Origin of the sequence: Erwinia sp. S38 (assembly GCF_016624545.1) — a bacterium.
Taxonomy (GTDB): domain Bacteria; phylum Pseudomonadota; class Gammaproteobacteria; order Enterobacterales; family Enterobacteriaceae; genus Erwinia; species Erwinia coffeiphila.
Genome location: NZ_JACVTS010000011.1, coordinates 161,210 through 185,683, shown reverse-complemented (window position 1 = coordinate 185,683; position 24,474 = coordinate 161,210). Strand labels below are relative to the sequence as shown.

The window sequence follows — 24,474 nt, the reverse complement described above, 5'->3', positions numbered from 1 at the left end:
TATAATAAAAATATTATCAATTTCTCTTTTAAGCCGAATTCTTACATGATCGACGTGGCTTTTAAGGAGAAACCGATATGACCGACATGACTTACACCAAACCGCTCCCTGCTCCCGTTAAGTTTATACCCGGACTGGCGCTGGTGGCAGGGATTGCCACCCTGGCGATCGCCGCAGGGAGCAAGCCACAGCTTTCAGGACTGGGGCTGGGCGCACTGACGCTGGCTATTGTCTTCGGTATCCTTATCGGCAATACGGTTTATCCCTATATTACCCGGCCCTGTAACGATGGGGTGGCTTTCGCCAAACAAAAACTTTTGCGTGTGGGGATCGTTCTGTACGGTTTTCGTCTGACCTTCCAGCAAATTGCCGACGTAGGCATCAGCGGTATTGTGATTGATATGCTGGTTCTCAGCTCGACGTTTTTCCTTGCCTGCTGGCTGGGACGCAAAGTTTTTGATCTCGATCGCGAAACCGTCTGGCTTATCGGTGCGGGTAGCAGCATCTGCGGCGCGGCAGCGATTCTGGCAACCGAGCCGGTGGTAAAAGCCGATCAGGCCAAAGTCACCGTCGCCGTTGCCACCGTGGTCCTGTTCGGCACCCTGGCTATCTTTCTTTATCCTTTATTGTACCCGCTGGCAGCAGCACTGTTCCCATCGGTTACCGCAGAAAGCTATGGCATTTTTATCGGCTCCACCCTGCATGAAGTGGCACAGGTTGTTGCCACCGGGCATACCCTCGGTACGCAGGCGGAAAATACGGCTGTGATTGCTAAAATGCTGCGGGTGATGATGCTGGCTCCCTTCCTGGTGCTCCTCAGCTGGCAGATCCGACGTCTGCGTCCCGCCTCTGACCACGGTATTCAGAAGCCAAAGGTGAGCTTTCCGTGGTTTGCCCTGTTGTTTATCGCTGTTGCCCTGTTCAATTCTTTGCATCTGCTACCGCAAGAGATGATCGGCACCATTAATCAGTTGGATAACGTGATGCTGGCGATGGCAATGGCTGCACTGGGCGTCACCACCCGCTTTGACCATTTGAAACGTGCCGGGCTGCGGCCGCTGCTGCTGGGCCTGCTGCTGTTTATCTGGCTGATTGTGGGCGGCGGTGCGATTAACCTGCTGGCCGACCATTTGATGGCATAATCTGGCCGCGTTTCCGGTTATCATAGCCGGGAATGACCCAGGCCATTAACAGGAGAACGGCATGAAATTTATCGGTGCTCACGTCAGCGCAGCGGGCGGCGTGGATCAGGCAGTTAAACGCGCCTTTGAACTGGAAGCAACTGCCTTTGCGCTGTTCACCAAAAATCAGCGCCAGTGGCGCGCGGCACCGCTGACGGACGAGGGGATTGCCGCCTTTCGCAGCGCCTGTGAGCAATACAACTACGGCCCCGGCCAGATCCTGCCACACGACAGCTATCTGATTAACCTTGGGCATCCGGTTGAGGAAGCCCTTGAAAAATCACGCGCCGCCTTCCTTGATGAAGTCACCCGCTGCCAGCAGCTGGGTCTGACGCTGCTGAACTTCCATCCCGGCAGCCATCTTCAACAGATTAGTGAAGACGAGTGCCTGAAGCGTATCGCAGAGTCGATCAATATCGTACTCGACGAGACCGAGGGTGTTACGGCGGTGATCGAAAACACCGCTGGCCAGGGCAGTAATCTTGGCTTCCGCTTTGAGCACCTGGCGGCAATTATCGATGGCGTGGAGGATAAGTCCCGCGTCGGCGTCTGCATCGATACCTGCCACGCGTTTGCCGGCGGTTACGATTTGCGTACCGAAGAAGAGTGCGTGAAAACCTTCGAGGAGTTTGAGCGAATTGTCGGCTTCCGCTACCTGCGAGGGATGCACCTGAACGATGCGAAGAGCGAGTTTAACAGTCGCGTTGACCGCCATCACAGCCTTGGCGAGGGTAATATCGGTAAGACGGTATTTAGCTGGCTGATGAAAGATGCGCGATTTGACGGTATTCCAATGATTCTGGAAACCATCGATCCGGAAATCTGGAAGGATGAAATTGCCTGGCTGAAGTCAGAGCAGAAGTAAAAACGCAGACGTAGAAGTCAGACGCAAAAAAACGGCCCCGCAGTAGCGAGGCCGTTTTGCTATCGGTACCAGGCGTATTACCCGGCCCGACTGGAGATTACGCTTTCGCCGTTTCCACTTCCGGGCGCTTCAGCACCGCGTAAGCCAGACCTGCCACCAGCGTACCGACGATAATCGCCATCAGGTAACCCAGTACCGGAGTGATTGCACCCGGGATCAGCAGAACAAACAGACCGCCGTGCGGTGCCATCAGTTTGGCACCAATCGCCATGGAGATAGCGCCGGTTACCGCACCACCCACGATACAGCATGGCAGTACGCGCATCGGATCGCGGGCCGCAAACGGAATCGCACCTTCAGAGATAAAGCACAGACCCAGAACCAGCGCCGCTTTGCCGCCTTCCTGCTGACCTTTGTTGAACTTTTTACGTGCAACAATCGTCGCCAGACCCATCGCCAGCGGTGGCACCATACCGGCCGCCATAATCGCCGCCATCGGTCCGTAGGTTGAGGAGCTGAGCAGACCCACACCGAACGCGTAAGCCACTTTGTTCACCGGGCCACCCATATCGGTACACATCATGCCGCCCAGAACCGCACCCAGCAGTACCGCGTTCGCCGTACCCATGTTAGCCAGCCAGGTGGTCAGGCCGGACATGATACCGGCAACCGGTTTGCCCACCACGTAGATCATCAGCAGACCGGTAATCAGGCTGGCGACCAGCGGAATAATCAGAATCGGCTTCAGTGCTTCCATACTGGTTGGCAGCTTCACCTTCTGACTGAGGAACTTCGCCGCATAACCGGCAATGAAACCGGCAATAATACCGCCGAGGAAGCCTGCGTTAATGCTGGTGGCGATCATACCGCCAATCAGACCCGGAGTCAGACCCGGACGGTCAGCAATGGAGAAGGCGATAAAGCCTGCCAGTACCGGCACCATCAGCGCAAATGCGCTGCCGCCACCAATCTGCATCAGTGCCGCCGCCAGCGTGCCCTGCTCTTTAAACGCGGTGATACCGAACGCGAACGACAGCGCGATGCTCAGACCACCGGCCACCACCATTGGCAGCATGTAAGACACGCCGGTCAGCAGGTGACGGTAAGCACCGGTTTTCTCTTTCTTGTCTTCACTCTGTGCGGAAGACTGGCCGCCCTGCGGCTGATAAGGCTTGGCTTCCGCCACGGCTTTATCCAGCTCCTGCGCGGTTTTCTTCAGCGCCAGACCAGTAGAGGTACGATACATTGGCTTGCCGGCAAACTTGGCCAGGTCCACTTCGATATCCGCCGCAACGATAACCAGATCGGCCGCCGCGACCTCTTCCGGAGTGATGGCATTGCCTGCACCGACGGAACCACGGGTTTCAACCTTCACCCACCAGCCGCGTTTTTTCGCTTCGGTGTCGATGGCTTCCGCCGCCATAAAGGTGTGCGCTACGCCAGTTGGACAGGCGGTCACCGCAACAATACGTTTCGGGCCAGCGGCAGGCGCAGCCGCTTTCGCTACGGAAACCGGTGCCTGGTAAGGCTGGGCATCGGTCTGCGCTTTCGCCAGCACGTCAGCAGGCTGGCGCAGCAGCTGTTCGATATCCGCCAGATAAATGGCTTTACCGTTCAGCGTGCTGTCGGCCGGAATGTTTTTACCGGCAACAATGACCTGGTCTGCTTCTACCGGGTTATCGGTCAGCGTCAGTCCGGCACTTGCCGCAGCGGCGGTAGTGATGTTTTTTGCCAGATAGCCCGTTGCCAGCCCCAGCGAAGAATCTATGATCAGCAGCGTTTTCATTATGCGTCTCCTGCTGTTAATTATGGAAAGGTTGTAGGTCGACACGCGCCATCATTGCGGCCAACTGGGTACGATCGGTAACGCCCACATTGCTCTGGCTGACGGCCATTGCCGCCACGGCGGTTGCAAGACGCAGAGTGTGCTCGCTGGATTCGCGCATCAGCAGGCCGTAGATCAGCCCGCCAACCATTGAATCACCGGCACCCACGGTGCTGACAACTTCACAGGCAGGTGGTTTTGCAATCCATTCGCCTGAAGCATTCACCCACAGCGCCCCTTCGGCACCGAGTGAGATCACCACGTGAGCAATACCCTGCTCGCGCAGCAAATGTGCTGCTTCAATCACATCTTGTAATGTCGGTAACTTGCGGCCAGCCCAGATTTCCAGCTCGCGGCGGTTAGGTTTCACCAGCCACGGCGCGGCTTTCAGACCGGCAACCAGCGCCTCGCGGCTGCTGTCGAAGATGATGCACGGGCAGTGAGTGCGTAACGTGGTCATCCACTCGGTGAAGGCTTCAGGATCGACGCCCGCCGGCAGGCTGCCGCTGACGCAGACCATGTCGAACTGGCCCAGCCAGGTCAGAGAATCCGCGGTGAAGCGATCCCAGTCCTGTCCGGTGACTTCAAAACCGGAGAAGTTCAGGTCGGTAACATCGCCGCCCTTCTCGGTCAGCTTGACGTTAATACGGGTGCGGCCTTCAACCACCTGGAAGCGGTTGGCAATGCCGAGGTCACTGAACAGGTGCTGGAAGCCATCCTGGTTTTCTTTACCGAGGAAACCGCCGACGGTCACGTCAATGCCCAGATCTTTCAGCACCTTAGCAACGTTAATCCCTTTACCGGCCGCGTGCAGCCCGGTGGTTTTCACCAGGTTTACTTCACCGCGTTCGATTTCTGGGGTGTAACCCACCAGATCGTAAGCCGGGTTCAGGGTAATAGTGGCAACGCGTCTGCTCATGCTGCCCCCTCGCCCAGACCGGCGGCGATGGCTTCACCAATCGCGTCCAGCGCGGCACGCGCATCTTCGCCGCTGGCGGTAAAGCGCAGGCGATGGCCTTTTTTCACACCCAGCGCTACGACTTTCATCAGGCTGCGGCCGTTAGCCGGTTTGCCGCTGCCGTCGAGGTTGGTGACGGTCACGTCGCAGTTGAACTGCTTGATTACGCTGACCAGCGCGGTGCCCGGACGGGCATGCAGGCCATGTTCGTTACGAATGGTGAACTCTTCGGTCAGTACGTCAGCCTGTTCGGACACTTCGCTGGTCAGCAGCGCGAGGATACCCGCAGCATCGGCCTTCAGCAGACGTTCAGCTTTCTGGGCAATCAGCAGATCGCTCAGGTAGTTCAGCACGGTCAGCGGCTGGTCGTCGGCGACGGCCACGGTGATCAGCAGCGAAGCGCTTTCACCATTGACGTCGATCGGTGCAGCGGCACGGCTGACGGCCACGCCGCTACCCAGGTTACCGGTGGTGCTGTCGCTGAGCCAGATGCCCTGCCCCAGATTCAGCGGCTTCGCGCCGATGACGCTGCTCACGAAGGACGCATCAACCGCGCCAGCCTGCTGCAGACGACCGGCGTTCAGCGCCTGAAGGGTCATCAGATCGCTGGCAGCCACGTCGGTGGCAATCAGCGAGGTATCGAATTTGAACTCAGCGCCCTGCTTTTCGCCCATCAGCAGGCTGCGCAGCGTTTCCGCTGAATCGGTGGTTTTCAGCTGTTCAGCCACGCTGTCATCACTCAGGACATGAGTCAGCTGACGCAGCAGCGCCAGGTGCTCATCTGATTTGGCGGCGATACCGATGACCACGTAGGCGGTCTGATCGTCGCCCCAGGCAATGCCCTGCGGGAACTGGAACACCTGCACGCCGGTTTTCAGGACCAGATCGCGGGTATCGGTGGTGCCGTGCGGGATGGCAATACCGTTACCCAGGTAAGTAGAGGTCTGCTGCTCACGGGCCAGCATACCGTTAACGTAGCCTTCGCCCACGTTACCGGCAGCGGTCAGCGCTGCGGCAACCTGACGAATAGCATCTTGTTTGTCGGACGCCTGCGCACCGGGCTTAATGGCGTTGAGTTCTAACTGGAACATGGTTCTCCTCGCTGCTGAATTTGAATCGTTTCAGCTAATTTGAGAAAAAAAGCGCTATCCCTGAGCAAACAACCTGCGGAGACAACGCTGAAACGTTTCAAGGATTGTGGTCGTTATTGATGTGTTGTGGCAAGTTTTACTGCAAACGGCATAGCAGATTTTTGACGGTCCGCACATTTTGTTGAGATTTGTCACAGAAAACCCCCGGCGTTAAGGCTTTAGCTGAAGGGGTGCTGAAAGCAGGGGAATTTATCGGGAAAAGTGCTGAAGAGAGGTTAAGCAGGGGTTTGATAGTCAGAAAAATCGATCGGAGAGCGCGGGCTAAAAGACGATGTCTTTGCGCAATTAAGTCAAAGAATGAGACGAACCTTAATTAAGGTGCCGTTGCGGCTTCCAGATTCACCAGATAGGTCATCGCGTCAAGACTGTTTGTGCCGCACATATCCCGCGAAGGCTGTAATCCACCGCACACCTTCGGTCGCAGCGGCGAGCCAAAAATATTGCACAAATTGCGATCGTTAAGCTGAATACAGCGGGTGTTGGCCGGCTTGCCGTTAGGCATGCCCGGGATCGGACTGGAGATGGAAGGCGCAATACAGCAGGCTCCACAATCAATACGGCATTCCATCAGATAATCTCTACGCTAAGTTACAGGGCGCCACATTAGCAGAACGCTCTTGGTTACGATACAGAATGTCGCGAATGTCAGATTAAATCGTGAAGTGTGGCCTTATCCGCTGTAAACCACCGACGATCGGGATATCCTCATAATTACAATTCCCGCTTTTTTCCGCTTAGCCATGCAGGCAGATCTTGCCTGAAAGCCCGGGCGCGAGTACCTTGTCGCGATAAATTTTCCTCTCTTCCACGTGAGATCCGTTTTATGCCAAGAGCGAATGAAATCAAAAAAGGTATGGCCATCAGCTACAACGGCAAACTGCTGTTGGTAAAAGATATTGATGTGCAAAGCCCAAGCGCACGCGGTGCGTCCACGCTGTACAAAATGCGCTTCACGGATGTACGCACCGGGCTGAAGGTTGAAGAGCGCTTCAAAGGCGATGACATCCTCGACACGATTTCCCTCAGCCGCCGCCAGGTTACCTTCTCTTATATAGACGGTGACGAATACGTCTTTATGGATGACGAAGATTACACCCCGTACAACTTCAAGCAGGATCAGATCGAAGACGAACTGCTGTTCCTGCCGGAAGGCGGCATTCCGGGCATCCAGGTGCTGACGATGGATGGCCAGATCCTGGCGCTTGAGCTGCCGCAGACCGTGGATATGGAAATTGTTGAAACCACGCCGGGCATTAAAGGTGCCTCTGCCAGCGCCCGTACTAAGCCCGCAACAATGAGCACCGGTCTGGTTATCCAGGTACCGGAATACCTCAGCAACGGTGACAAGATCCGCATTCATATTCCCGAGCGTCGTTATATGAGCCGTGCAGACTAGTTCTGCCGGACAAGGGCGATGTGCAATGACATCGCCCTTTTTGTTATGTTATAACAAAAAGAAAACGCATTAACTGGAGCAATGATGACCCGGGTAAATTTGATCACCGGCTTTCTTGGCAGCGGAAAAACCACCACGCTGCGGCATTTACTGGCGAATAAACCCGACGGTGAAAAGTGGGCGGTACTGGTCAACGAATTTGGTGAAGTGGGTATTGATGGTGCGCTGCTGGCAGAAACCGGTGCCGTGCTGAAAGAGATCCCCGGCGGCTGTATGTGCTGTGTGAACGGGCTGCCCATGCAGGTCGGACTGAATATGCTGCTGAAGCAGTCAAAACCGGATCGGCTGCTGATTGAACCTACCGGTCTGGGTCATCCGAAACAGATCCTCGATATGCTATCGGCCAGCGTGTACGAACCCTGGATCGATCTGCGCGCCACGCTCTGCCTGCTCGATCCGCGCCAGCTGCTGGATGAACGGGTGGTGGATAATGAAAACTTCCGTGACCAGCTGGCCGCCGCCGACATCATTATTGCCAATAAACAGGATCGCTGGGACGACGCCAGCCGCCAGGCTCTACTGAACTTCCAGCAGCAGTCAGCCTCCGGCCGCACGCTGGTTACCACCCAGCACGGCGAGATTGATGCAGCGCTGCTGGACACCCCACGCCGCAATCTGCGCGAATTACCCCATCCCGCCCATCATCATCACAGTACCGCACCGTCGCGGCTGTCGGCACTCAAGCCTGACGACAACATGCCGTGGCGGCGAGCGCTGAATGAGGGCCAGGGATACTATGCCTGCGGCTGGGTTTTCAACGGCGATACGGTGTTTGATACCATCGGCCTGCTGGAGTGGGCAAGGCTGGCACCGGTTTCCCGGGTGAAAGGCGTCATGCGGATTGCGGAAGGTATGGTCAGCATTAATCGCCAGGGTGCAGACTTCCATATTGAGACCCGCAGCGCCGAGCCCCCGGACAGTCGCATCGAACTTATCGACGATGCGCGCGCGGATTGGAACAGTTTGCAAACTTCTTTGTTGAAACTTCGTTTACACTATCAGAGATAACCTACGCCGCGACCTGGCTAATGACACTCTGGTATTTATGACAACTAAACGCTTACTGACCATCCTTTTACTCAATGCGCTGGGGCTAATCCTCTTTTTCTCCTGGTATCTTCCCGCAGGCCACGGCCAGTGGTTTGCCATCGATAAAGGGATATTCTACTGGTTCAACGACCGCATGGTGACCAGTAAACTTCTGCTGTGGCTGGTAGCCATCACCAACTTCCGCGCATTTGACGGCGTCTCTCTGTTGGCGATGGGCGGTCTGTATCTGCACTTCTGGCGTCGTGAAACGCCGCAGGGCCGCCGCAGAATGCTGGCCATCGGCATCACCATGCTGATTACCGCCGTGGGCCTGAACCAGCTCGGCCATCTGATCCCGGTTTCACATGCCAGCCCGACGAAATATTTCCCGGACGTGCATCATGTCTCACAGCTGACCGGTATTCCGACCAAAGACTCCTCGGCGGACAGTTTCCCCGGCGACCACGGTATGATGCTGATTATTTTCGCCTGCTTTATGCTGCGCTATTTCAGCCGCCGCGCGTTTGCCGTGGCGGTGCTGATCGTACTGGTGTTTGCAATGCCGCGCGTGATGATTGGCGCCCACTGGTTTACCGACATTGCCGTCGGCTCCCTTTCCGTGGTACTGGTGGGAATGAGCTGGTGGCTAATGACGCCGGCCAGCGACTATCTGGTGAACTGGCTCTACCGTCATTTACCGGGTAAATATAAACCGGCCAGGTAATTCCCCTTATAAACCTGCTGTACATTCCGCATTAAGGATAAATATTTTTCTTATCTTTAATGCGGATGAGAAATTAATTAGCAGGCTAACATAGTGAATCACGCAGAACATTTCATTATGCCCAGGCAGGTGAGCTCGACAAGGTAACCAACTGTCATTCTTTGAGATTATTCCTAATCTCGCAGCCGCTATGCCTTCTGTCACAAAGCTGTGCTGTCTGTCACGCTAAAACCTCCATTATTGTCCGTTCTCTAACCAAATGCGTATCTGGTTATTTCACATCAAAAAAACCTATAAAAAAGTACTTAAAACCCCTCGCCATGGGCGTTGTAATGGGGTAACCTCGTTTCCGGTTAGGCAAAATGGGTAAAATATTTCGGTCTGTTACATTTTAAAACGTGCTCGCTAACACATTTTAAAGATTCCGAAATTGTCATCTTGTGATGCGCTAATTAATCTCGTTTCGTTTCGCATTTTAACTAACGACTCTGTCGTTAAGGACTTCAAGGGATTACAAACATAATGGTCAAGTCTCAACCTATTCTGAGATATATCCTGCGGGCAATCCCCGCCGTCGCATTCGCGGCACTTTTGTCAGCATGTAGTTCGAACAGCGGGCACAATGTACAAACTGATACTCATGCAGTTAAAGACCAGAATGGTTTTTTACTTCAAGCGTCTCAGGATGAATTCGAACAGATGGTTCAGAACGTGGATATTAAATCCCGTTTAATGGATCAGTACGCAGACTGGAAAGGCGTGCGTTATCGTTTAGGCGGTACCAGCAAACGTGGCATTGACTGCTCGGCCTTTGTTCAGACTACGTTTCGTGAACAGTTTGGTTTAGATCTTCCTCGCTCGACTTATGAACAGGAAGACAGCGGAAAGAGTATCCAGCGCGCGAAACTGCGCCCGGGTGATTTAGTTCTGTTCCGCGCAGGCTCTACGGGGCGTCATGTTGGTATTTATATCGGTAATGACAACTTCGTACATGCATCGACCAGCAGCGGCGTGATGATTTCTAATCTCAACGAGTCGTACTGGAAAAATCGCTACCGCGATGCACGCCGGGTTCTGAGCCGAACTCAAAGCTGATTTCCTCCGTTGAAGTCTGCGAAACACGAGAGAAAAAGACGCTGCCACGGCAGCGTTTTTTTTTCGCCTGTTTTCCAGCAAAAAAACTATTGATAATCAAAAGAATATGAAGACAGAAACCCGCCGCCGTTATATCCTGCATTGCTTACACCAGAGAAGCTGTTTGTTACTAATAAATAATAAAAAACCGGCTATAACGGGAGATATCACCCTATGCCACTGCCAACAAACGTCACGCGACTGGTCCCCCAGCAGCGCAAGATAGTCTGTCTGAGTGCCGCCATTGGTTTTATTTTTTTTCTGTTGTTTATCGTTATTACCCTGAGTATCACCTGGAACCGCCATTCCGAAAGCCATAACCGGCTGGCTGGCTACACGCAAAGCTATGTCATCAACCTGTTCGGTGAACTTCAGCAAACCTTACAGCCTTTACAGGCCGCCGCCAGTATTGCCAGCTGCGACCAGGTTCGTAATGATCTGATTCAGCGCGCCGCATTCGCTCCTAATATTCGTGCCATTTTGCTGGTCAAAAACGGCGTGGCCTTCTGCTCCTCCGCCACCGGGCCAATGTCGCTGGCGGTAAAAAGCATTTCCCCCTTAACCGACATCGCTAAACCACTGGATGTTCGCCTGATCCCCGACACGCCAATGGTTCCGGGCAAACCCGCAATCGCCATTTGGCTGTCCGATGCAAATCACCCGTCCTACGGCGTGTTTGTCACTTTGAACGTTAACCTGACCCCTTACCTGCTGCTGACCTCCCGTCATCTGGAGATCGCCGGAATGGCGATAGCCACAAAAGATAACGCGTTAACCACCTGGAATGACGGAGTGGTTAACCTTGCAGATTTGCCGCAGCATCCGCTGCGCACGATTTCCATTCCCGGTTACCCCATGACGCTCTATTTCTACGGGGAAACGCTTCCTGCGCGCGATGTTCATGTCATCCTTCTCGCCGGACTGTTGCTCAGCATCATCGCCGCCTTTGCCTGTTTCCTTGCGCTTTTACTGCGTCAGCGCCAGGGAAAAGAGATCCAGCTGGGTATGAAGCGTGGAGAATTTCACGTCGAGTACCAGCCGGTAATAGAAGCCAGCACCGGGCGAACTTACGGGCTTGAAGCCCTGTTGCGCTGGACACATCCGACCGAAGGCCGTATACCACCCGATGCGTTTATCAGCTATGCCGAAGGCCAAAATCTGATCGTTCCGCTTACCCGGCATTTATTCCAGCTTGTGGCACGCGATGCGCATCAGCTGCGCCAGATTATCCCTGCCGGAACGCGTCTGGGTATTAATCTTTCCCCACTGCATTTAAGCTATCCGACTTTTCGCCAGGATGTGCTCGATTGGCTGGAAGCCATGCCGCAAAATCATTTCGAATATATTTTCGAAATTACCGAACGCGCTATGGTGGATGACAACAGCGCGGATGAAATCTTCCATTGGATTCGCCAGCAAAATATTAAAATTGCGATTGATGATTTTGGCACCGGCCACAGTGCGTTAATCTATCTGGAAAAGTTTAAATTTGATTACCTGAAGATCGATCGGGGTTTTGTTCTCAGTATTGGCACTGAAACCGTTAACTCTCCGGTACTGGACGCCGTGCTGAATCTGGCGCAGAAACTGAATCTGAATACGGTAGCCGAAGGCGTGGAAACCGCCGAGCAGGCGCTGTGGCTGATCAATGGCGGTATTACCCATATGCAGGGCTATTTATTCAGCCGGCCGCGAACAGTACCCCAGCTGGTGGATTATTTTATCGACCAGTCCGTGTCAAACGATCGCACGGTACTGGTTGGTTAGCATCAACTGTCAAAACGGGTAAAAAGGCTTAACTATCATTGCGCCCGGTTAGCTTTACTGTCAGTCTGACTTGCCTGTCTTTTTCAATAACCTTCGGGAGCCTGTTAAACCATGATTGTGCGCGTTGTTGCCCTTGCTTTATTCAGCCTGACCGCAGCCTGCGTGCAGGCTGAAAAAATTAATGAGGGCTACAGTTTCGCCCAGCTTGGTACTGCAAAATACGCCACAGGCTTCACACATTTTGATTACACCAACCCCGCCGCGCCAAAAGGCGGCAGTATTACCCTCTCGGCGATTGGCACCTACGATAACTTTAACCGCTATGCCATGCGCGGCAGTCCCGGTGCGCGCACAGAAGCACTGTATGACAGCCTGTTCACCTCTTCCGATGATGAAGCCGGTAGTTTGTATCCACTGATTGCAGAATTCGCCCGCTACCCGGATAACTATCGCTGGGTGGAAGTGAATATTAATCCCCAGGCACGATTCCAGGATGGTTCGCCGATTACCGCTGCCGATGTTGCCTTCACTTTCAATATGTTTATGACCCAGGGCGTGCCGCAGTATCGCGTCTACTATAAGGGCGTAACGGCAAAGGCCATTTCCCGTCTGACGGTGCGTTTTGAACAACCGCAGCCCGATCGTGACAAGATGCTATCGCTGCTGTCATCGCCGGTGTTCCCGGAGAAGTTCTGGAAAAACCGTAATCTGGGTGAGCCCCTCCCCTACCCGCCTCCGTCCAGTGGGCCCTATCGCATTACCGCCTATAAAGTCGGCCAGTCAATCACCTACTCGCGGGTAAAAGATTACTGGGCAGCAAACCTGCCGGTGAATAAGGGGCGTTTTAACTTCGACAAAATCCGCTACGACTATTATCTCGATGATAACGTGGCATTCGAGGCATTTAAGGCCGGCGCGTTTGATTTCCGGGCGGAAGGTTCGGCAAAAAAATGGGCCACGCAGTACAACGGCAATAACTTTGAACGCGGCTATATCATCAAAGATCCGGTGCCGAATACCGTCGCTACCGACACCAACTGGCTGGCCTTTAATATTCAGCGCCCGCAGTTTAGCGATCCGAAAGTGCGTGAAGCGCTGTCGCTGGTGTTTGATTTCGACTGGATGAACAAAGCGCTGTTTTATAATGCCTATAAGCGGGTCGACAGCTATTTCCAGAATACAGAGTACGCTGCACGCAACTACCCTGACGCCAGCGAACTGGAAATACTTGCCCCGCTAAAGGGGCAGTATCCACCTGAAGTTATTGATAAAATCTATCAGCCACCGACAACTGACGGCAGTGGCTACGACCGGGGCAAACTGCTGCAGGCGCTCGATCTGTTAAAACAGGCCGGTTGGGAGCTGAAAAACAAACAGCTGGTCAACGTTAAAACCGGCAAAGCAATGCGCTTCGAACTGCTGCTGCGCAGCGGCGGCAGCGACCAGTGGGTGCTACCGTTCCAACATAATCTGGCGCGTATCGGTATTACCATGGATGTACGTCAGGTGGACAGCTCGCAGTATCTTTCCCGCCTGCGCAGCCGTGATTTCGATATGCTGCCCTCGCCCTATGCCGCTTTTGCCACTCCCGATACCGGCCTGCAGTTTTACTGGGCCAGCAGCTATATCAATTCCAGCTACAACAGGCCGGGCGTCAATAGTCCGCTGGTCGATAATCTGATCGAACAGATTAACCAGCATCAGGGCGATAAACCGGCGCTGATCGCTCTGGGACGAGTGCTGGACCGGGTGCTGCTGTGGAACTACTACATGATCCCCATGTGGTACAGCGCTAACGATCGTTATGCCTACTGGAATAAATTCTCGATGCCGACCACTCGCCCAACCTATTCGCTGGGCTTTGACAGCTGGTGGTACGATGTCAACAAAGCCGCACAGCTGCCGGCGCAGCGTCGTTAAGGAGCCTGACTGTGGGTGCGTATATTCTTCGTCGCTTACTGCTGATTATTCCCACCCTGTGGGCGATTATCACCATTAACTTTTTTATCGTGCAAATTGCACCAGGTGGCCCGGTCGATCAGGCCATTGCCAATATTGAGTTTGGACAGACCACCGGCCTGCCGGGTGCTGCCGGCGAAAACGCCTCCCACTCGCGAAGCTCGCTGAATGCCTCCCCCGCTGACGGTCAGTATCGCGGTTCCCGCGGTCTGGACCCTGAGGTGATTGCTGAAATCACCAAGCGCTACGGCTTTGATAAACCGCTGCACGAGCGTTATTTCACCATGCTGTGGAACTATCTGCGCTTTGATTTCGGCGACAGCCTGTTCCGCAGCAGCTCTGTTATACAGTTGATCAAAGAAAGCCTGCCGGTGTCGGTGACGCTGGGACTATGGAGCACGCTGATTATTTATCTGGTTTCGATTCCGCTGGGCATCAAGAAGGCGGTACGCAACGGCAGCGCGTTTGATATCTGGAGCAGCACGGCGATAATCATCGGCTACGCCATTCCCTCTTTCCTGTTCGGTATCATGCTGATTGTGCTGTTTGCCGGAGGCAGCTACCTCGACTGGTTCCCACTGCGCGGGCTGGTCTCACCGCAGTTCGACAGCCTGCCGTGGTATGGCAAAATCACCGACTATCTCTGGCATATCACCCTGCCGGTGCTGGCGACGGTAATCGGTGGCTTTGCGACGCTGACCATGCTGACTAAAAACTCGTTTCTTGATGAGATCCGCAAGCAGTACGTCGTTACCGCCCGGGCCAAAGGGCTGGATGAGGAGAAAATTCTTTACCGCCACGTGTTCCGAAACGCCATGCTGTTAGTGATCGCCGGTTTCCCCGCCACCTTTATCAGCATGTTCTTTACCGGCTCGCTGCTGATTGAGGTGATGTTCTCGCTTAACGGCCTGGGTCTGCTGGGCTACGACGCGACCATTCAACGCGATTATCCGGTGATGTTTGGCACGCTGTACATTTTCACGCTGATCGGGTTACTGCTGAACATTATCAGCGATATCACCTACACGCTGGTCGATCCGCGTATTGATTTCGAGGGGCGCTGATGAGCCATTTAAACCCGATTAATCAGGCCCGCTGGGCGCGGTTTAAGCATAACCGCCGCGGATACTGGTCGCTGTGGATCTTCATGGTATTTTTCGTGCTTTGCCTCGGTTCCGAACTGCTGGCGAACGATAAGCCGCTGGTGGTGCACTATCAGGATCGGACCTATTTCCCGCTGGTGGTGAACTATACCGAAAGTGACTTTGGCGGGCCGCTGGACACCCCGGCAGATTATCAGGACCCATGGCTGAAGCAGCGGCTGGACAGCGCGGGTTGGGCTATCTGGGCTCCAATCCGCTTCGGCGATAATACAATTAACTTTGCCAGCACCCGCCCCTTCCCTTCCCCGCCCTCGCTGGAAAACTGGCTGGGCACCGATGCTAACGGTGGCGACGTGCTGGCGCGCATTCTCTACGGCACGCGGATTTCCCTGATGTTTGGCCTGATGCTGACGCTGTTTTCCAGCGTGATTGGCATTATCGTCGGCGCAACCCAGGGCTATTTTGGCGGTAAAGTCGATCTGTGGGGACAGCGTATTATTGAGGTCTGGTCGGGCATGCCGACGTTATTCCTGATTATCCTGCTCTCCAGCGTGGTACAGCCCGGCTTCTGGTGGCTGCTGGCCATTACCGTGATTTTCGGCTGGATGAGCCTGGTCGGCGTGGTTCGCGCGGAATTTCTCCGCACGCGTAACTTCGACTACATCCGCGCCGCACAGGCGATGGGGGTCAGCGACTGGCGCATTATGTCGCGGCATATGCTGCCGAATGCGATGGTCGCCACGCTGACCTTCCTGCCGTTTATTCTTTGCGGATCGATCACCACGCTGACCTCGCTGGATTTTCTTGGCTTCGGGCTGCCAATGGGTTCGCCGTCGCTGGGGGAGCTCCTGCTACAGGGTAAAAATAATCTACAGGCTCCGTGGCTGGGGCTGACCGCCTTCTTCTCGCTGGCGATCCTGCTGTCACTGTTAATTTTTATTGGTGAAGCCGTGCGCGACGCCTTTGACCCGAGCAAGGTACACTGATATGGCGCTACTTTCGATTCAGGATCTGAGCATTGCTTTTCGCCAGGGCGGCGTTGAACGGCGCGTGGTGGACGGGCTTTCGCTTTCGGTGGATGCCGGTGAAACCGTGGCGCTGGTCGGCGAGTCAGGCTCAGGTAAAAGCGTGACGGCGCTGTCGGTGATGCGGCTACTGCCTTCACCGCCGGTGGTTTACCCGCAGGGTGATATCCAGTTTGCCGGTCAGAGCGTGCTGCATGCCGATGAACGCACGCTGCGTGGCCTGCGCGGTAACCGTATAGCGATGATTTTTCAGGAACCGATGGTTTCGCTAAACCCACTGCACAACATAGAAAAGCAGCTTTATGAAGTGCTGTCACTGCATCGCGGGATGCGCCGGGAAGCCGCACGGGCCGAAATGCTCAGCTGCCTGGAACGTGTGGGCATCCGCAATGCGACCAGCCGATTAAATGATTTTCCCCACCAGCTTTCCGGCGGCGAGCGCCAGCGCGTGATGATTGCGATGGCGCTGCTGACTCAGCCCGAACTGTTAATTGCCGACGAACCCACTACCGCGCTGGATGTGACGGTACAGGCGCAGATCCTCACCCTGCTGAAGGAGCTGAAGCAGGAGCTGAATATGGGCCTGCTGTTTATCACCCATAACCTGAATATTGTGCGCCAGCTTGCGGATAGCGTAACTGTGATGCGCAACGGCCAGGCTGTGGAACATAACAGCACACAGCAGCTCTTTGCCGCGCCGCAGCATCCTTATACTCGCCAGCTGCTGGATGCTGAGCCAGAAGGTCGACCGGAACCCGCGGATACAGAACAGGCACCGTTGCTGAAAGTGGATAACTTACAGGTAGCGTTCCCGATTAAAAAGGGGCTGATGCGCCGCACGGTGGGCTATCACCATGCATTAAAATCGCTGAGTTTTAGCCTGCATCCGGGTGAAACGCTCGGTCTGGTTGGGGAATCCGGCTCCGGTAAAAGCACCACCGGACTGGCGCTGCTGCGGCTGATTGCGTCCGGTGGCGATATCTGGTTTAACAACCAGCCGCTGCACCAGTGGAACCGCAAGCAGATGCTGCCGGTGCGCCGTCAGATCCAGGTGGTGTTTCAGGACCCTAACTCGGCGCTGAATCCGCGGCTTAACGTGCTGCAAATCATTGCAGAAGGGCTACAGGTTCACCACCCCGAGCTGGATGCCGGGCAGCGGGAAGCAAAGGTGATTACCGCAATGGAAGAGGTCGGCCTGGACCCCGAAACTCGCCAGCGCTATCCGGCAGAGTTTTCCGGCGGTCAGCGCCAGCGTATCGCCATCGCCCGCGCGCTAATCCTGCAACCGCAGCTGATCATTCTGGATGAACCAACCTCGTCACTGGACCGTTCGGTGCAGAAACAGATCCTCGCCCTGCTGAAAAAGCTTCAGCAACAGCACCGGCTGGCCTACATCTTTATCAGCCACGATTTGCAGGTGGTGCGTTCGCTTTGTCATCAGGTCGTGGTACTACAGCAGGGAGAAGTGGTCGAGCAGGGAGAATGTGAGAAGATTTTTAATACGCCACAGCAGGAATACACTCGCCAGCTGCTGATGCTGGCCTGATCGCGAGATCGACGTGCTGCTACGGGTTTAGTTATGACGTTCTGCGGCCGGGTCAGGCTTAATCAAAACGTCTGGCGGTGGGGACAAGCTTGTTCAAATGTGGTGAGACTCAGCCTGACCTAATCGCGGCGTTCACCGGCAAAGGTTTCAGCAATACCGACGCCGAAATTCTTCAGGCGGCAGGTGGTGGTGCATTCATCCTGTCGATGAACAAACAGGCAGGGCTCACCTTCCAGCTCCAGCACGGAACACTCCAGCTGCATATCAGCCAGTGCCAGTTTGATGTTCTGCATAATTTCCCATGCAGAATCACCGTTGTGGCTCAGCAGGCGCAGCCCGATCAAGTCGTCATCGCTGTTTAACACATTGGCAGCTTGCGGTTCTACGGTGAAGCCGACAGGCCCACCGCAGCGTCGATAACTGGCTGGCAAACGATGTACCACTGAATGTTGTAATGTATTCAACATAGTCCCCCCCAGAGTGACCTTTAAACAATTTTTTCACAATTATTTTACAAGGTAAATCATCAATTGTGGAAATAACTTTAACGTGCTGATAAACAGCATTATTTATCTCAGGCAGTTTTAATTACCTGACTTATCCACATTTTTTATAGTCTTTTTTTGAGAGGTAACTCTCATTTATTCGCTATATTTACCGCGTTACCCTCGGGATCACAACCGTTTTCGTAGCAATATTGTTACTTTTTCAGGGTTAGCATTTCACAAATAATCAACAGAACGGTAAGAATGTCCGGTACTTGATCAAATGCATCGCTGCCCGGCTACAGTCAGGCGTGCCCGGGTACGGAAGAGAAACAGCCCACGAACAGGCTGGATGAACGATTCGAAGATTGATGTCTGAAGCGGATTAACGGATGGCAGCAGAGACCCTGTACCTGAGCACCGGGGATTGGGGATTGGGTATTACTACCGGGCCAAAAGCGGCCCGGCCGCAGAATCAGGCGGACTGAGCGTGACGCGGCCGCGCCGCATAAAGGAACAGAACAACCGATAGCGTGGCGCAGATAAAGATCGCTGTGACCATCGGCCACGCGCTGTTAAAGGTCATGGTAGACAGCAGCGCCCCGGCCAGCGCGCCCACACCAAAACGCAGCGTGCCCGCCAGGGAAGAAGCGGTTCCCGCCATATGAGGGAATTCATCCAGGATCACCGCCATCGCATTCGATGACACCATCGCTACACAGCCGATAAACATCGCCACGCCAAACACCAGCGGCAGGAAGCCGAGATCCAGCGCGCTAACCAGCAGCAGCCAAACCGCCATAGTGAACTGGACCAGCAGACCAAAGCGGAACATCGCCAGCGGACCAAAACGCCGAACACAGCGGCTGTTCAGCAGCGTCATCAGGAACAGGAACACCACATTCAGCGCAAAGTAGTAGCCAAAATGCTGCGGCGAAATATGGTTCAGCTCGATGTAAACGAATGGCCCGGCGTTCAGGAATGAAAACAGCCCGGCAAACGAACAGCCGCTGGCCAGCATATAGCTGAACACCCGCTTATGGCGAAACAGCGAAAGGAAATTACCCAGCGTGGTACGCAAATTAAACCGCTGTCGCTTCTCCTTCGGCAACGTCTCCTTTATCTGGGTTACCACCAGCAGCGTGGTAATAATCGCCGCCACGGAAATCGTCCAGAAAATAGCGTGCCAGCTCCAGATCAGCAGCAGCCAGCCACCGACGATCGGCGCCAGCAGCGGTGCCACGGTGGTCACCAGCATCACGAACGACATCATGCGCGAGAATTCCTCTTTCGAGTAGCTGTCGCGCATCAAGGCGCTGATCACCACGCTGCCCGCCGCCGCCGACAGGCCGTGCAGGAAACGCATATTGATCAGCTGCTCAATACTCTGCGAAAGCGCACAGGCGGCGGCAGCCACCGCAAAGATCAGCGTGCCCACCGCAATCACCGGCTTGCGGCCAAAGCTATCCGCCAGCGGCCCATAGATAAGCTGACCAAGTGCAAAGCCAAGAATGTAGGCGTTGAGCGTCATCTGCACGCTGCCCGCCGACACGCCAAACTCGCGAGCAATCTGCGGCAGCGCAGGCAGATACATATCGATCGAAAGCGGCATCAGCATCGCCAACAGACCGAGGATCACCACCAATCCTGCGGAAGAATTCTTATCCTTTGACACTCACTGCCCCTTTGAAATTATTGTGCGCTAGCGCGCCAGCCCAACGCTGGCGACTTCTTCCTCAGTCAGCGCGCGGTACTCACCCGGCTCCAGATCGGCATCCAGACTGATATCACCAATACGTTCGCGATGCAGCTCCACCACGCGGTTCCCCACCGCGGCGAACATCCGTTTCACCTGATGGTAACGACCTTCACTGATGGTCAGGCGCACGTGATGTTCGTCGAGCGCTTCCAGCACCGCCGGTTTGGTCAGCGTCTTCTCATTGTGCAACTGCACGCCTTCGGCAAACTGCTGCGCCGTGTCGTCGCTCAGCGGATGCTCAAGAGTCACCAGATAGGTTTTCTCGCAGTGGTGGCGAGGAGAAGTAATACGGTGTGACCACTGACCGTCATCGGTCATCAGCACCAGACCGGTGGTATCAATATCCAGCCGTCCGGCGGCATGCAGCTTATAGGCGGTCGGCTCGGCGAGGAAATACAGCACGGTAGGATGATCGGGATCGTCGGTGGAACAGACGTAACCCACCGGCTTATTCAGCATGAAATAGCGCGGCCCCAGCTGCTGCTGCAGCGGATTACCGTCAAACTCCACCAGGCTTTCAGGGCTCAGTTTAAACGAGCCATCGCGCACGACTTCGCCGTCAACGGTCACTCTTTTTGCTCGCAGCTCACGTGCGGCGATGGCGCGGCTGACTTCCAGCTGCTGGGATAAAAACTTATCAAGTCGCATTAACTCTGCACTGCCTGTATTTTGGAATGAAAACTGACGATTAACGTCTTGTGATGTGGCGCGAAGCGCTCATCCAGAATGGAATGCACAGTATAGCCGCAGAAGTCCCTGCGTCACAGAGGGAATAGTCCTCATAACGCCCTTTCGTGGCATAATAGCCAAATATTTTTTCCGCAGTGAGTGTTCATGTCTTTTACCCTACGCCCCTATCAACAGGAAGCGGTGGATGCCACCGTCAGCTACTTTCGCCGCTCCGCCGAGCCGGCGGTCATCGTGCTGCCGACCGGCGCGGGCAAAAGCCTGGTGATTGCCGAACTGGCCCGCGTGGCGCGTGGTCGGGTACTGGTGCTGGCGCATGTCAAAGAACTGGTGGCGCAGAATCACGCGAAATATCAGGCTTATGATCTGGAGGCGGACATCTTTGCCGCCGGACTACAGCGTAAAGAGAGCCAGGCAAAAGTGGTGTTCGGCAGCGTGCAGTCGGTGGCACGAAACCTGGCGCAGTTTGACGACCGTTTTTCACTGCTGATTGTTGATGAGTGCCATCGCATCAGTGATGCCGACGACAGCCAGTATCAGCAAATCATCAACCAACTGCGTCAGCGCAATCCACAACTGCGCCTGCTTGGCCTTACCGCCACGCCTTACCGGCTGGGGAAAGGTTGGATCTATCAGTTCCACTATCACGGCATGGTGCGCGGCAGCGAGCAGGCGATGTTTCGCGACTGCATCTATGAGCTTCCGCTGCGCTATATGATTAAGCACGGCTTTCTGGTCCCGCCTGAGCGGCTGGACATGCCGGTGGTGCAGTATGATTTCAGCCGTCTGCAGGCGCAGGAAAATGGCCTGTTCAGCGAGGCCGATCTCAACCGTGAACTGAAACAGCAGCAGCGCATCACGCCGCATATCATTCAGCAGATCGTCGAATTTGCTCAAGAGCGTCAGGGCGTGATGATCTTCGCCGCGACCGTTGAGCATGCCAGAGAAATTCTCGGCCTGCTGCCGGACAGTAAAGCCTTAATCAGCGCCGGAACGCCCGTCGCCGAACGCGACGCGTTGATTACCGCCTTCAAGGCGCGTGAGCTGCTATATATGGTCAACGTCGCGGTACTGACCACGGGCTTTGATGCGCCCCACGTCGACCTGATTGCCATTCTGCGCCCCACTGAATCGGTCAGCCTTTACCAGCAGATTGTCGGCCGCGGACTGCGCCTCAGTCCGGGGAAAAGCGACTGCCTGATCCTCGACTACGCCGGTAATCCCCACGATTTGTTCACGCCGGAAGTGGGGACGCCAAAAGGGAAAAGTGACAATAAGCCGGTGCAGGTTTTCTGCCCCGGCTGCGGTTTCGCCAACACCTTCTGGGGGAAAACCACCGCCGACGGCACGATCATTGAGCACTTTGGCCGCCGCTGCCAGGGCGTGCTGGAGGATGATGAAGGCAACCGAGAGCAGTGTGACTATCGCTTTCGCTTCAAGAACTGCCCGCAGTGCAATGCCGAAAATGATATTGCCGCCCGTCGCTGCCGCGAGTGCGACACGATTCTGGTCGATCCCGACGATATGCTGAAAGCCGCGCTGAAGCTGAAGGATGCGCTGGTACTGCGCTGTGCGGCCATGGTGCTGGAGGCCGGCGCTGACGAGCACGGCGAATGGCTGAAGGCCCGCTACTTCGATGAAGAAGCCACCGAGGTGAGCGAGCGTTTCCGGTTGAAAAGCCCGGCGCAGCGCACCGCCTTTGAGCAGCTTTTTTTACGCCCGCACCAGCGCGCACCGGGCGTGCCGCTGAACTGGAAAACGGCTGACGATATCATCAGCCTCCAGCCGCTGCTGCGCCATCCCGATTTTGTTGTCGCCCGCAAACAGCGCCATTTCTGGCAGGTGCGGGAAAAAGTCTTTGATTACCAGGGACGTTTTCGCCGGGCTAATGAGCTGCGCTGAGTTTATTACGTTGCCCACAGCGGCAAACGAGGCTATAATGCCGCCCGCTTTTGCTATGCAAAAGCTGAACAATCCGCCTGCTGCTGGGTCGCCTGTAGCAGGGACAAAAACTGAAGAGACTTTAAAATGTTCACTATCAATGCAGAAGTACGTAAAGAGCAGGGTAAGGGTGCGAGCCGCCGCCTGCGTGTAGCTAACAAATTCCCAGCTATCGTTTACGGTGGCAAAGAAGAAGCTATCGCTATCGAACTGGACCACGACTCCGTAATGAACATGCAGGCTAAGCCTGGTTTTTACGAAGAAGTGCTGACTCTGGTTGCAGATGGCAAAGAAATCAAAGTTAAAGTGCAGGCTGTTCAGCGTCACCCGTTCAAGCCAAAACTGCACCACATCGACTTCGTTCGCGCTTAATCGCTCGTTCGTTACAGATGTAAAAGAAACGCCGCATATGCGGCGTTTTTTTTATGCTGAATTCGGGCAGACCTGAAATCAGATCCGCCCTGTGCGGCTACTTACCGCTGGTGCGGCGCTGCAATTGATCGCGCAGGTTGGGCGGCGTGCCCTTAATGGTCAGCGTATCGGTGGTCGGGTCCCAGAAGATACGCTCGCCCAGCAGCATAGCGTCAAAATTCAGAGTTAAGCCACCGCCGCTGCCGGCAAACTTGGTCAGCTGACGCAGAGTGCTGCGATCGGCCGGGAAGCTCTCTTCCAGCTCGTAGCCCTGCTCGGCGGTAAACGCCTGGAAGGTTTTTTCACCCAGCGGCGCCAGCTCTTCCGACAGCCCCTGAAGTTCGATCTCTTCACCCGCCTGCAGCTGCTCGTTGCAATAGCTGTAAACCTGCTGACGGTAGTTCTGCCGCTCGTTTTTATCGAGGCTGGCTTCCGCGCAATAGTCATCCACCGCCTGCAGCAGGCCGCGGTTCTGCGCTTTGGTATCCAGACCCACGCTGGCACCGAGGAAGTCCATAAAGAAGTCGGCGACTTTGCGCCCTACCCGCCCGCGCAGGAAGGTCAGATAACGGGTCGACTCCGGGTTAGCTTCCCACTCGGTCAAATCGACGCGCGCCACGATATCGGCATGATTAATGTCCAGGAACTGCGTGCTGCTGATATCCAGCTCTTCGTTCACGCGCATACTGTTCTGGCTGCTCAGCACCGCGATCAACAGATAGTTCACCGCCAGGTAGCGGTACTGGCCAAACAGCACAACGCCGCTTTCTGCAAAGGGATATTTACCCAGTTCATCACGCAGGCGACCGGTGGCGGCACGGCTGAAAGCCAGAAAATCATCCTCGCCTTTGCGGCAGTTGCGCAGCGCCTCGGCCAGCTCGCTCTCTTCGTTGAACAGGCCATAGGCTTTACTTTTGGCGCTGTAAACGCGGTGCAGCTCTTCCATCATGGCGGTAACCGCCGGGGTTGACGGCAGCAGCGAATCACGCAGAACCAGATCCAGCGTCTGTTCATCACGTTTGATCAACTGATGAAGGGCAATCTGGTCGATATCCAGACTCATGGTAAACTCTCCTCTTGGCACAGGCGCGTATTCAATCACCGAGTGCTATTTCGATCAACCAATCAGCAACAACATTAACCCGTTGCTGACGATAAAAATGCAGAAAAAAACGTGCTGTTACGGTAAAATGACGCCTTTTAAATCTCAGTAAAATAGACGCTATGGCACAATCATCCCGTTACAGTAACGAACGCGTGGAAAAAATCCTCGCAGAACTGGTCCAGGTACTGGAAAAAAACCAGACTCCTACCGATCTTTCCCTGATGGTTTTGGGAAATATGGTGACCAACCTGCTCAATACCAGCGTTGCACCTGCGCAGCGCCAGACTATGGCTCGTTCGTTTGCCGAAGCGCTTAAGGCGTCGGTACGCGAAGATAAAGCCCACTGATGAGACGACTCTGATC

Annotated in this window: 22 protein-coding genes; 14 read left to right on the top strand and 8 right to left on the bottom strand. The window is 54.9% G+C overall.

Annotated features, from left to right (window positions below):
* Positions 1–77: 77 nt before the first annotated feature.
* Together IBT46_RS14265 and nfo are read left to right on the top strand one after the other, a co-directional pair.
* A complete protein-coding gene (locus IBT46_RS14265) occupies positions 78–1,142 on the top strand; it encodes a YeiH family putative sulfate export transporter (protein WP_200546210.1) in 1,065 nt (354 codons plus the stop codon).
* A gap of 61 nt (positions 1,143–1,203) precedes the next feature.
* Positions 1,204–2,046: a deoxyribonuclease IV gene (nfo, locus tag IBT46_RS14260; protein ID WP_200546209.1), complete on the top strand. Its 843-nt coding sequence runs from the start codon at positions 1,204–1,206 to the stop codon at positions 2,044–2,046.
* A gap of 97 nt (positions 2,047–2,143) precedes the next feature.
* On the opposite strand, the gene fruA is transcribed toward nfo, so the two are convergent.
* From fruA to IBT46_RS14240, 4 genes are all read right to left on the bottom strand, one after another.
* On the bottom strand, positions 2,144–3,832 hold the full coding sequence (gene fruA, locus IBT46_RS14255) for a PTS fructose transporter subunit IIBC (protein WP_200546208.1): 1,689 nt from the start codon (positions 3,830–3,832) through the stop codon (positions 2,144–2,146).
* 16 nt (positions 3,833–3,848) lie between these two features.
* A complete protein-coding gene (fruK, locus tag IBT46_RS14250; RefSeq protein WP_105591336.1) occupies positions 3,849–4,790 on the bottom strand; it encodes a 1-phosphofructokinase in 942 nt (313 codons plus the stop codon).
* Positions 4,787–5,920 (bottom strand): fused PTS fructose transporter subunit IIA/HPr protein, encoded by a 1,134-nt coding sequence (fruB, locus tag IBT46_RS14245; RefSeq protein ID WP_200546207.1) that lies wholly within the window; start codon positions 5,918–5,920, stop codon positions 4,787–4,789. Before fruB ends, fruK begins: the two co-directional genes overlap by 4 nt.
* A 373-nt stretch (positions 5,921–6,293) precedes the next feature.
* The gene (locus IBT46_RS14240) at positions 6,294–6,548 is read right to left on the bottom strand and encodes a YkgJ family cysteine cluster protein (RefSeq protein WP_200546206.1); all 255 of its coding nucleotides are present in this window, start codon (positions 6,546–6,548) and stop codon (positions 6,294–6,296) included.
* Between the two features lie 255 nt (positions 6,549–6,803).
* Here IBT46_RS14240 and yeiP point away from each other — a divergent pair, with 255 nt between their 5' ends.
* The 9 genes from yeiP (at position 6,804) to yejF (ending at position 17,723) form a co-directional block, all read left to right on the top strand.
* Positions 6,804–7,376, top strand: coding sequence for an elongation factor P-like protein YeiP (yeiP, locus tag IBT46_RS14235; protein ID WP_105591333.1), 573 nt, complete (start codon positions 6,804–6,806; stop codon positions 7,374–7,376).
* 84 nt (positions 7,377–7,460) lie between these two features.
* Positions 7,461–8,444, top strand: coding sequence for a GTP-binding protein (locus IBT46_RS14230; RefSeq protein WP_200546217.1), 984 nt, complete (start codon positions 7,461–7,463; stop codon positions 8,442–8,444).
* A gap of 37 nt (positions 8,445–8,481) precedes the next feature.
* Complete coding sequence (locus IBT46_RS14225) at positions 8,482–9,189, top strand: phosphatase PAP2 family protein (RefSeq protein ID WP_200546205.1); 708 nt, start codon at positions 8,482–8,484, stop codon at positions 9,187–9,189.
* 522 nt (positions 9,190–9,711) lie between these two features.
* Positions 9,712–10,284 (top strand): bifunctional murein DD-endopeptidase/murein LD-carboxypeptidase, encoded by a 573-nt coding sequence (gene mepS / locus IBT46_RS14220; RefSeq protein WP_200546204.1) that lies wholly within the window; start codon positions 9,712–9,714, stop codon positions 10,282–10,284.
* 213 nt (positions 10,285–10,497) lie between these two features.
* A complete protein-coding gene (locus IBT46_RS14215) occupies positions 10,498–12,090 on the top strand; it encodes a cyclic di-GMP phosphodiesterase (protein WP_200546203.1) in 1,593 nt (530 codons plus the stop codon).
* Positions 12,091–12,201: 111 nt separating this feature from the next.
* Positions 12,202–14,010 carry an extracellular solute-binding protein gene (locus IBT46_RS14210; RefSeq protein ID WP_200546202.1) on the top strand — a complete coding sequence of 603 codons (1,809 nt, stop codon included), beginning with the start codon at positions 12,202–12,204 and terminating at the stop codon, positions 14,008–14,010.
* Between the two features lie 11 nt (positions 14,011–14,021).
* Positions 14,022–15,113 (top strand): microcin C ABC transporter permease YejB, encoded by a 1,092-nt coding sequence (locus IBT46_RS14205; protein WP_200546201.1) that lies wholly within the window; start codon positions 14,022–14,024, stop codon positions 15,111–15,113.
* Positions 15,113–16,138: a microcin C ABC transporter permease gene (locus IBT46_RS14200; RefSeq protein ID WP_200546200.1), complete on the top strand. Its 1,026-nt coding sequence runs from the start codon at positions 15,113–15,115 to the stop codon at positions 16,136–16,138. Before IBT46_RS14205 ends, IBT46_RS14200 begins: the two co-directional genes overlap by 1 nt.
* Position 16,139: 1 nt before the next feature.
* The gene (gene yejF / locus IBT46_RS14195) at positions 16,140–17,723 is read left to right on the top strand and encodes a microcin C ABC transporter ATP-binding protein YejF (protein WP_200546199.1); all 1,584 of its coding nucleotides are present in this window, start codon (positions 16,140–16,142) and stop codon (positions 17,721–17,723) included.
* Positions 17,724–17,842: 119 nt separating this feature from the next.
* On the opposite strand, the gene IBT46_RS14190 is transcribed toward yejF, so the two are convergent.
* The 3 genes from IBT46_RS14190 to rsuA form a co-directional block, all read right to left on the bottom strand.
* The gene (locus IBT46_RS14190; protein WP_105591324.1) at positions 17,843–18,190 is read right to left on the bottom strand and encodes a YejG family protein; all 348 of its coding nucleotides are present in this window, start codon (positions 18,188–18,190) and stop codon (positions 17,843–17,845) included.
* A gap of 493 nt (positions 18,191–18,683) precedes the next feature.
* Positions 18,684–19,883: a Bcr/CflA family multidrug efflux MFS transporter gene (locus IBT46_RS14185; protein ID WP_105591323.1), complete on the bottom strand. Its 1,200-nt coding sequence runs from the start codon at positions 19,881–19,883 to the stop codon at positions 18,684–18,686.
* A gap of 27 nt (positions 19,884–19,910) precedes the next feature.
* Entirely contained in the window at positions 19,911–20,615 is a 705-nt protein-coding gene (gene rsuA / locus IBT46_RS14180; protein ID WP_200546198.1) for a 16S rRNA pseudouridine(516) synthase RsuA, read from the bottom strand.
* 186 nt (positions 20,616–20,801) lie between these two features.
* On the opposite strand from rsuA, the gene IBT46_RS14175 reads away from it, so the two are divergent.
* Both IBT46_RS14175 and rplY read left to right on the top strand, forming a co-directional pair.
* Entirely contained in the window at positions 20,802–22,556 is a 1,755-nt protein-coding gene (locus IBT46_RS14175) for a DEAD/DEAH box helicase (RefSeq protein WP_200546197.1), read from the top strand.
* Between the two features lie 126 nt (positions 22,557–22,682).
* Positions 22,683–22,967, top strand: a complete 285-nt coding sequence (rplY, locus tag IBT46_RS14170) for a 50S ribosomal protein L25 (RefSeq protein ID WP_105591320.1) — start codon at positions 22,683–22,685, stop codon at positions 22,965–22,967.
* 97 nt (positions 22,968–23,064) lie between these two features.
* On the opposite strand, the gene yejK is transcribed toward rplY, so the two are convergent.
* Positions 23,065–24,069, bottom strand: coding sequence for a nucleoid-associated protein YejK (yejK, locus tag IBT46_RS14165; RefSeq protein ID WP_105591319.1), 1,005 nt, complete (start codon positions 24,067–24,069; stop codon positions 23,065–23,067).
* A 161-nt stretch (positions 24,070–24,230) separates the two neighbouring features.
* On the opposite strand from yejK, the gene IBT46_RS14160 reads away from it, so the two are divergent.
* Complete coding sequence (locus IBT46_RS14160; RefSeq protein WP_200546196.1) at positions 24,231–24,458, top strand: YejL family protein; 228 nt, start codon at positions 24,231–24,233, stop codon at positions 24,456–24,458.
* Positions 24,459–24,474: the final 16 nt, after the last annotated feature.

Excerpts from the sequence above, each read along its gene's own strand:
- IBT46_RS14265 (WP_200546210.1), top strand. The coding sequence starts at position 78 with ATGACCGACATGACTTACACCAAACCGCTCCCTGCTCCCGTTAAGTTT.
- nfo (WP_200546209.1), top strand. The coding sequence starts at position 1,204 with ATGAAATTTATCGGTGCTCACGTCAGCGCAGCGGGCGGCGTGGATCAG.
- fruA (WP_200546208.1), bottom strand. The coding sequence starts at position 3,832 with ATGAAAACGCTGCTGATCATAGATTCTTCGCTGGGGCTGGCAACGGGC.
- fruK (WP_105591336.1), bottom strand. The coding sequence starts at position 4,790 with ATGAGCAGACGCGTTGCCACTATTACCCTGAACCCGGCTTACGATCTG.
- fruB (WP_200546207.1), bottom strand. The coding sequence starts at position 5,920 with ATGTTCCAGTTAGAACTCAACGCCATTAAGCCCGGTGCGCAGGCGTCC.
- IBT46_RS14240 (WP_200546206.1), bottom strand. The coding sequence starts at position 6,548 with ATGGAATGCCGTATTGATTGTGGAGCCTGCTGTATTGCGCCTTCCATC.
- yeiP (WP_105591333.1), top strand. The coding sequence starts at position 6,804 with ATGCCAAGAGCGAATGAAATCAAAAAAGGTATGGCCATCAGCTACAAC.
- IBT46_RS14230 (WP_200546217.1), top strand. The coding sequence starts at position 7,461 with ATGACCCGGGTAAATTTGATCACCGGCTTTCTTGGCAGCGGAAAAACC.
- IBT46_RS14225 (WP_200546205.1), top strand. The coding sequence starts at position 8,482 with ATGACAACTAAACGCTTACTGACCATCCTTTTACTCAATGCGCTGGGG.
- mepS (WP_200546204.1), top strand. The coding sequence starts at position 9,712 with ATGGTCAAGTCTCAACCTATTCTGAGATATATCCTGCGGGCAATCCCC.
- IBT46_RS14215 (WP_200546203.1), top strand. The coding sequence starts at position 10,498 with ATGCCACTGCCAACAAACGTCACGCGACTGGTCCCCCAGCAGCGCAAG.
- IBT46_RS14210 (WP_200546202.1), top strand. The coding sequence starts at position 12,202 with ATGATTGTGCGCGTTGTTGCCCTTGCTTTATTCAGCCTGACCGCAGCC.
- IBT46_RS14200 (WP_200546200.1), top strand. The coding sequence starts at position 15,113 with ATGAGCCATTTAAACCCGATTAATCAGGCCCGCTGGGCGCGGTTTAAG.
- yejF (WP_200546199.1), top strand. The coding sequence starts at position 16,140 with ATGGCGCTACTTTCGATTCAGGATCTGAGCATTGCTTTTCGCCAGGGC.
- IBT46_RS14190 (WP_105591324.1), bottom strand. The coding sequence starts at position 18,190 with ATGTTGAATACATTACAACATTCAGTGGTACATCGTTTGCCAGCCAGT.
- rsuA (WP_200546198.1), bottom strand. The coding sequence starts at position 20,615 with ATGCGACTTGATAAGTTTTTATCCCAGCAGCTGGAAGTCAGCCGCGCC.
- IBT46_RS14175 (WP_200546197.1), top strand. The coding sequence starts at position 20,802 with ATGTCTTTTACCCTACGCCCCTATCAACAGGAAGCGGTGGATGCCACC.
- rplY (WP_105591320.1), top strand. The coding sequence starts at position 22,683 with ATGTTCACTATCAATGCAGAAGTACGTAAAGAGCAGGGTAAGGGTGCG.
- yejK (WP_105591319.1), bottom strand. The coding sequence starts at position 24,069 with ATGAGTCTGGATATCGACCAGATTGCCCTTCATCAGTTGATCAAACGT.
- IBT46_RS14160 (WP_200546196.1), top strand. The coding sequence starts at position 24,231 with ATGGCACAATCATCCCGTTACAGTAACGAACGCGTGGAAAAAATCCTC.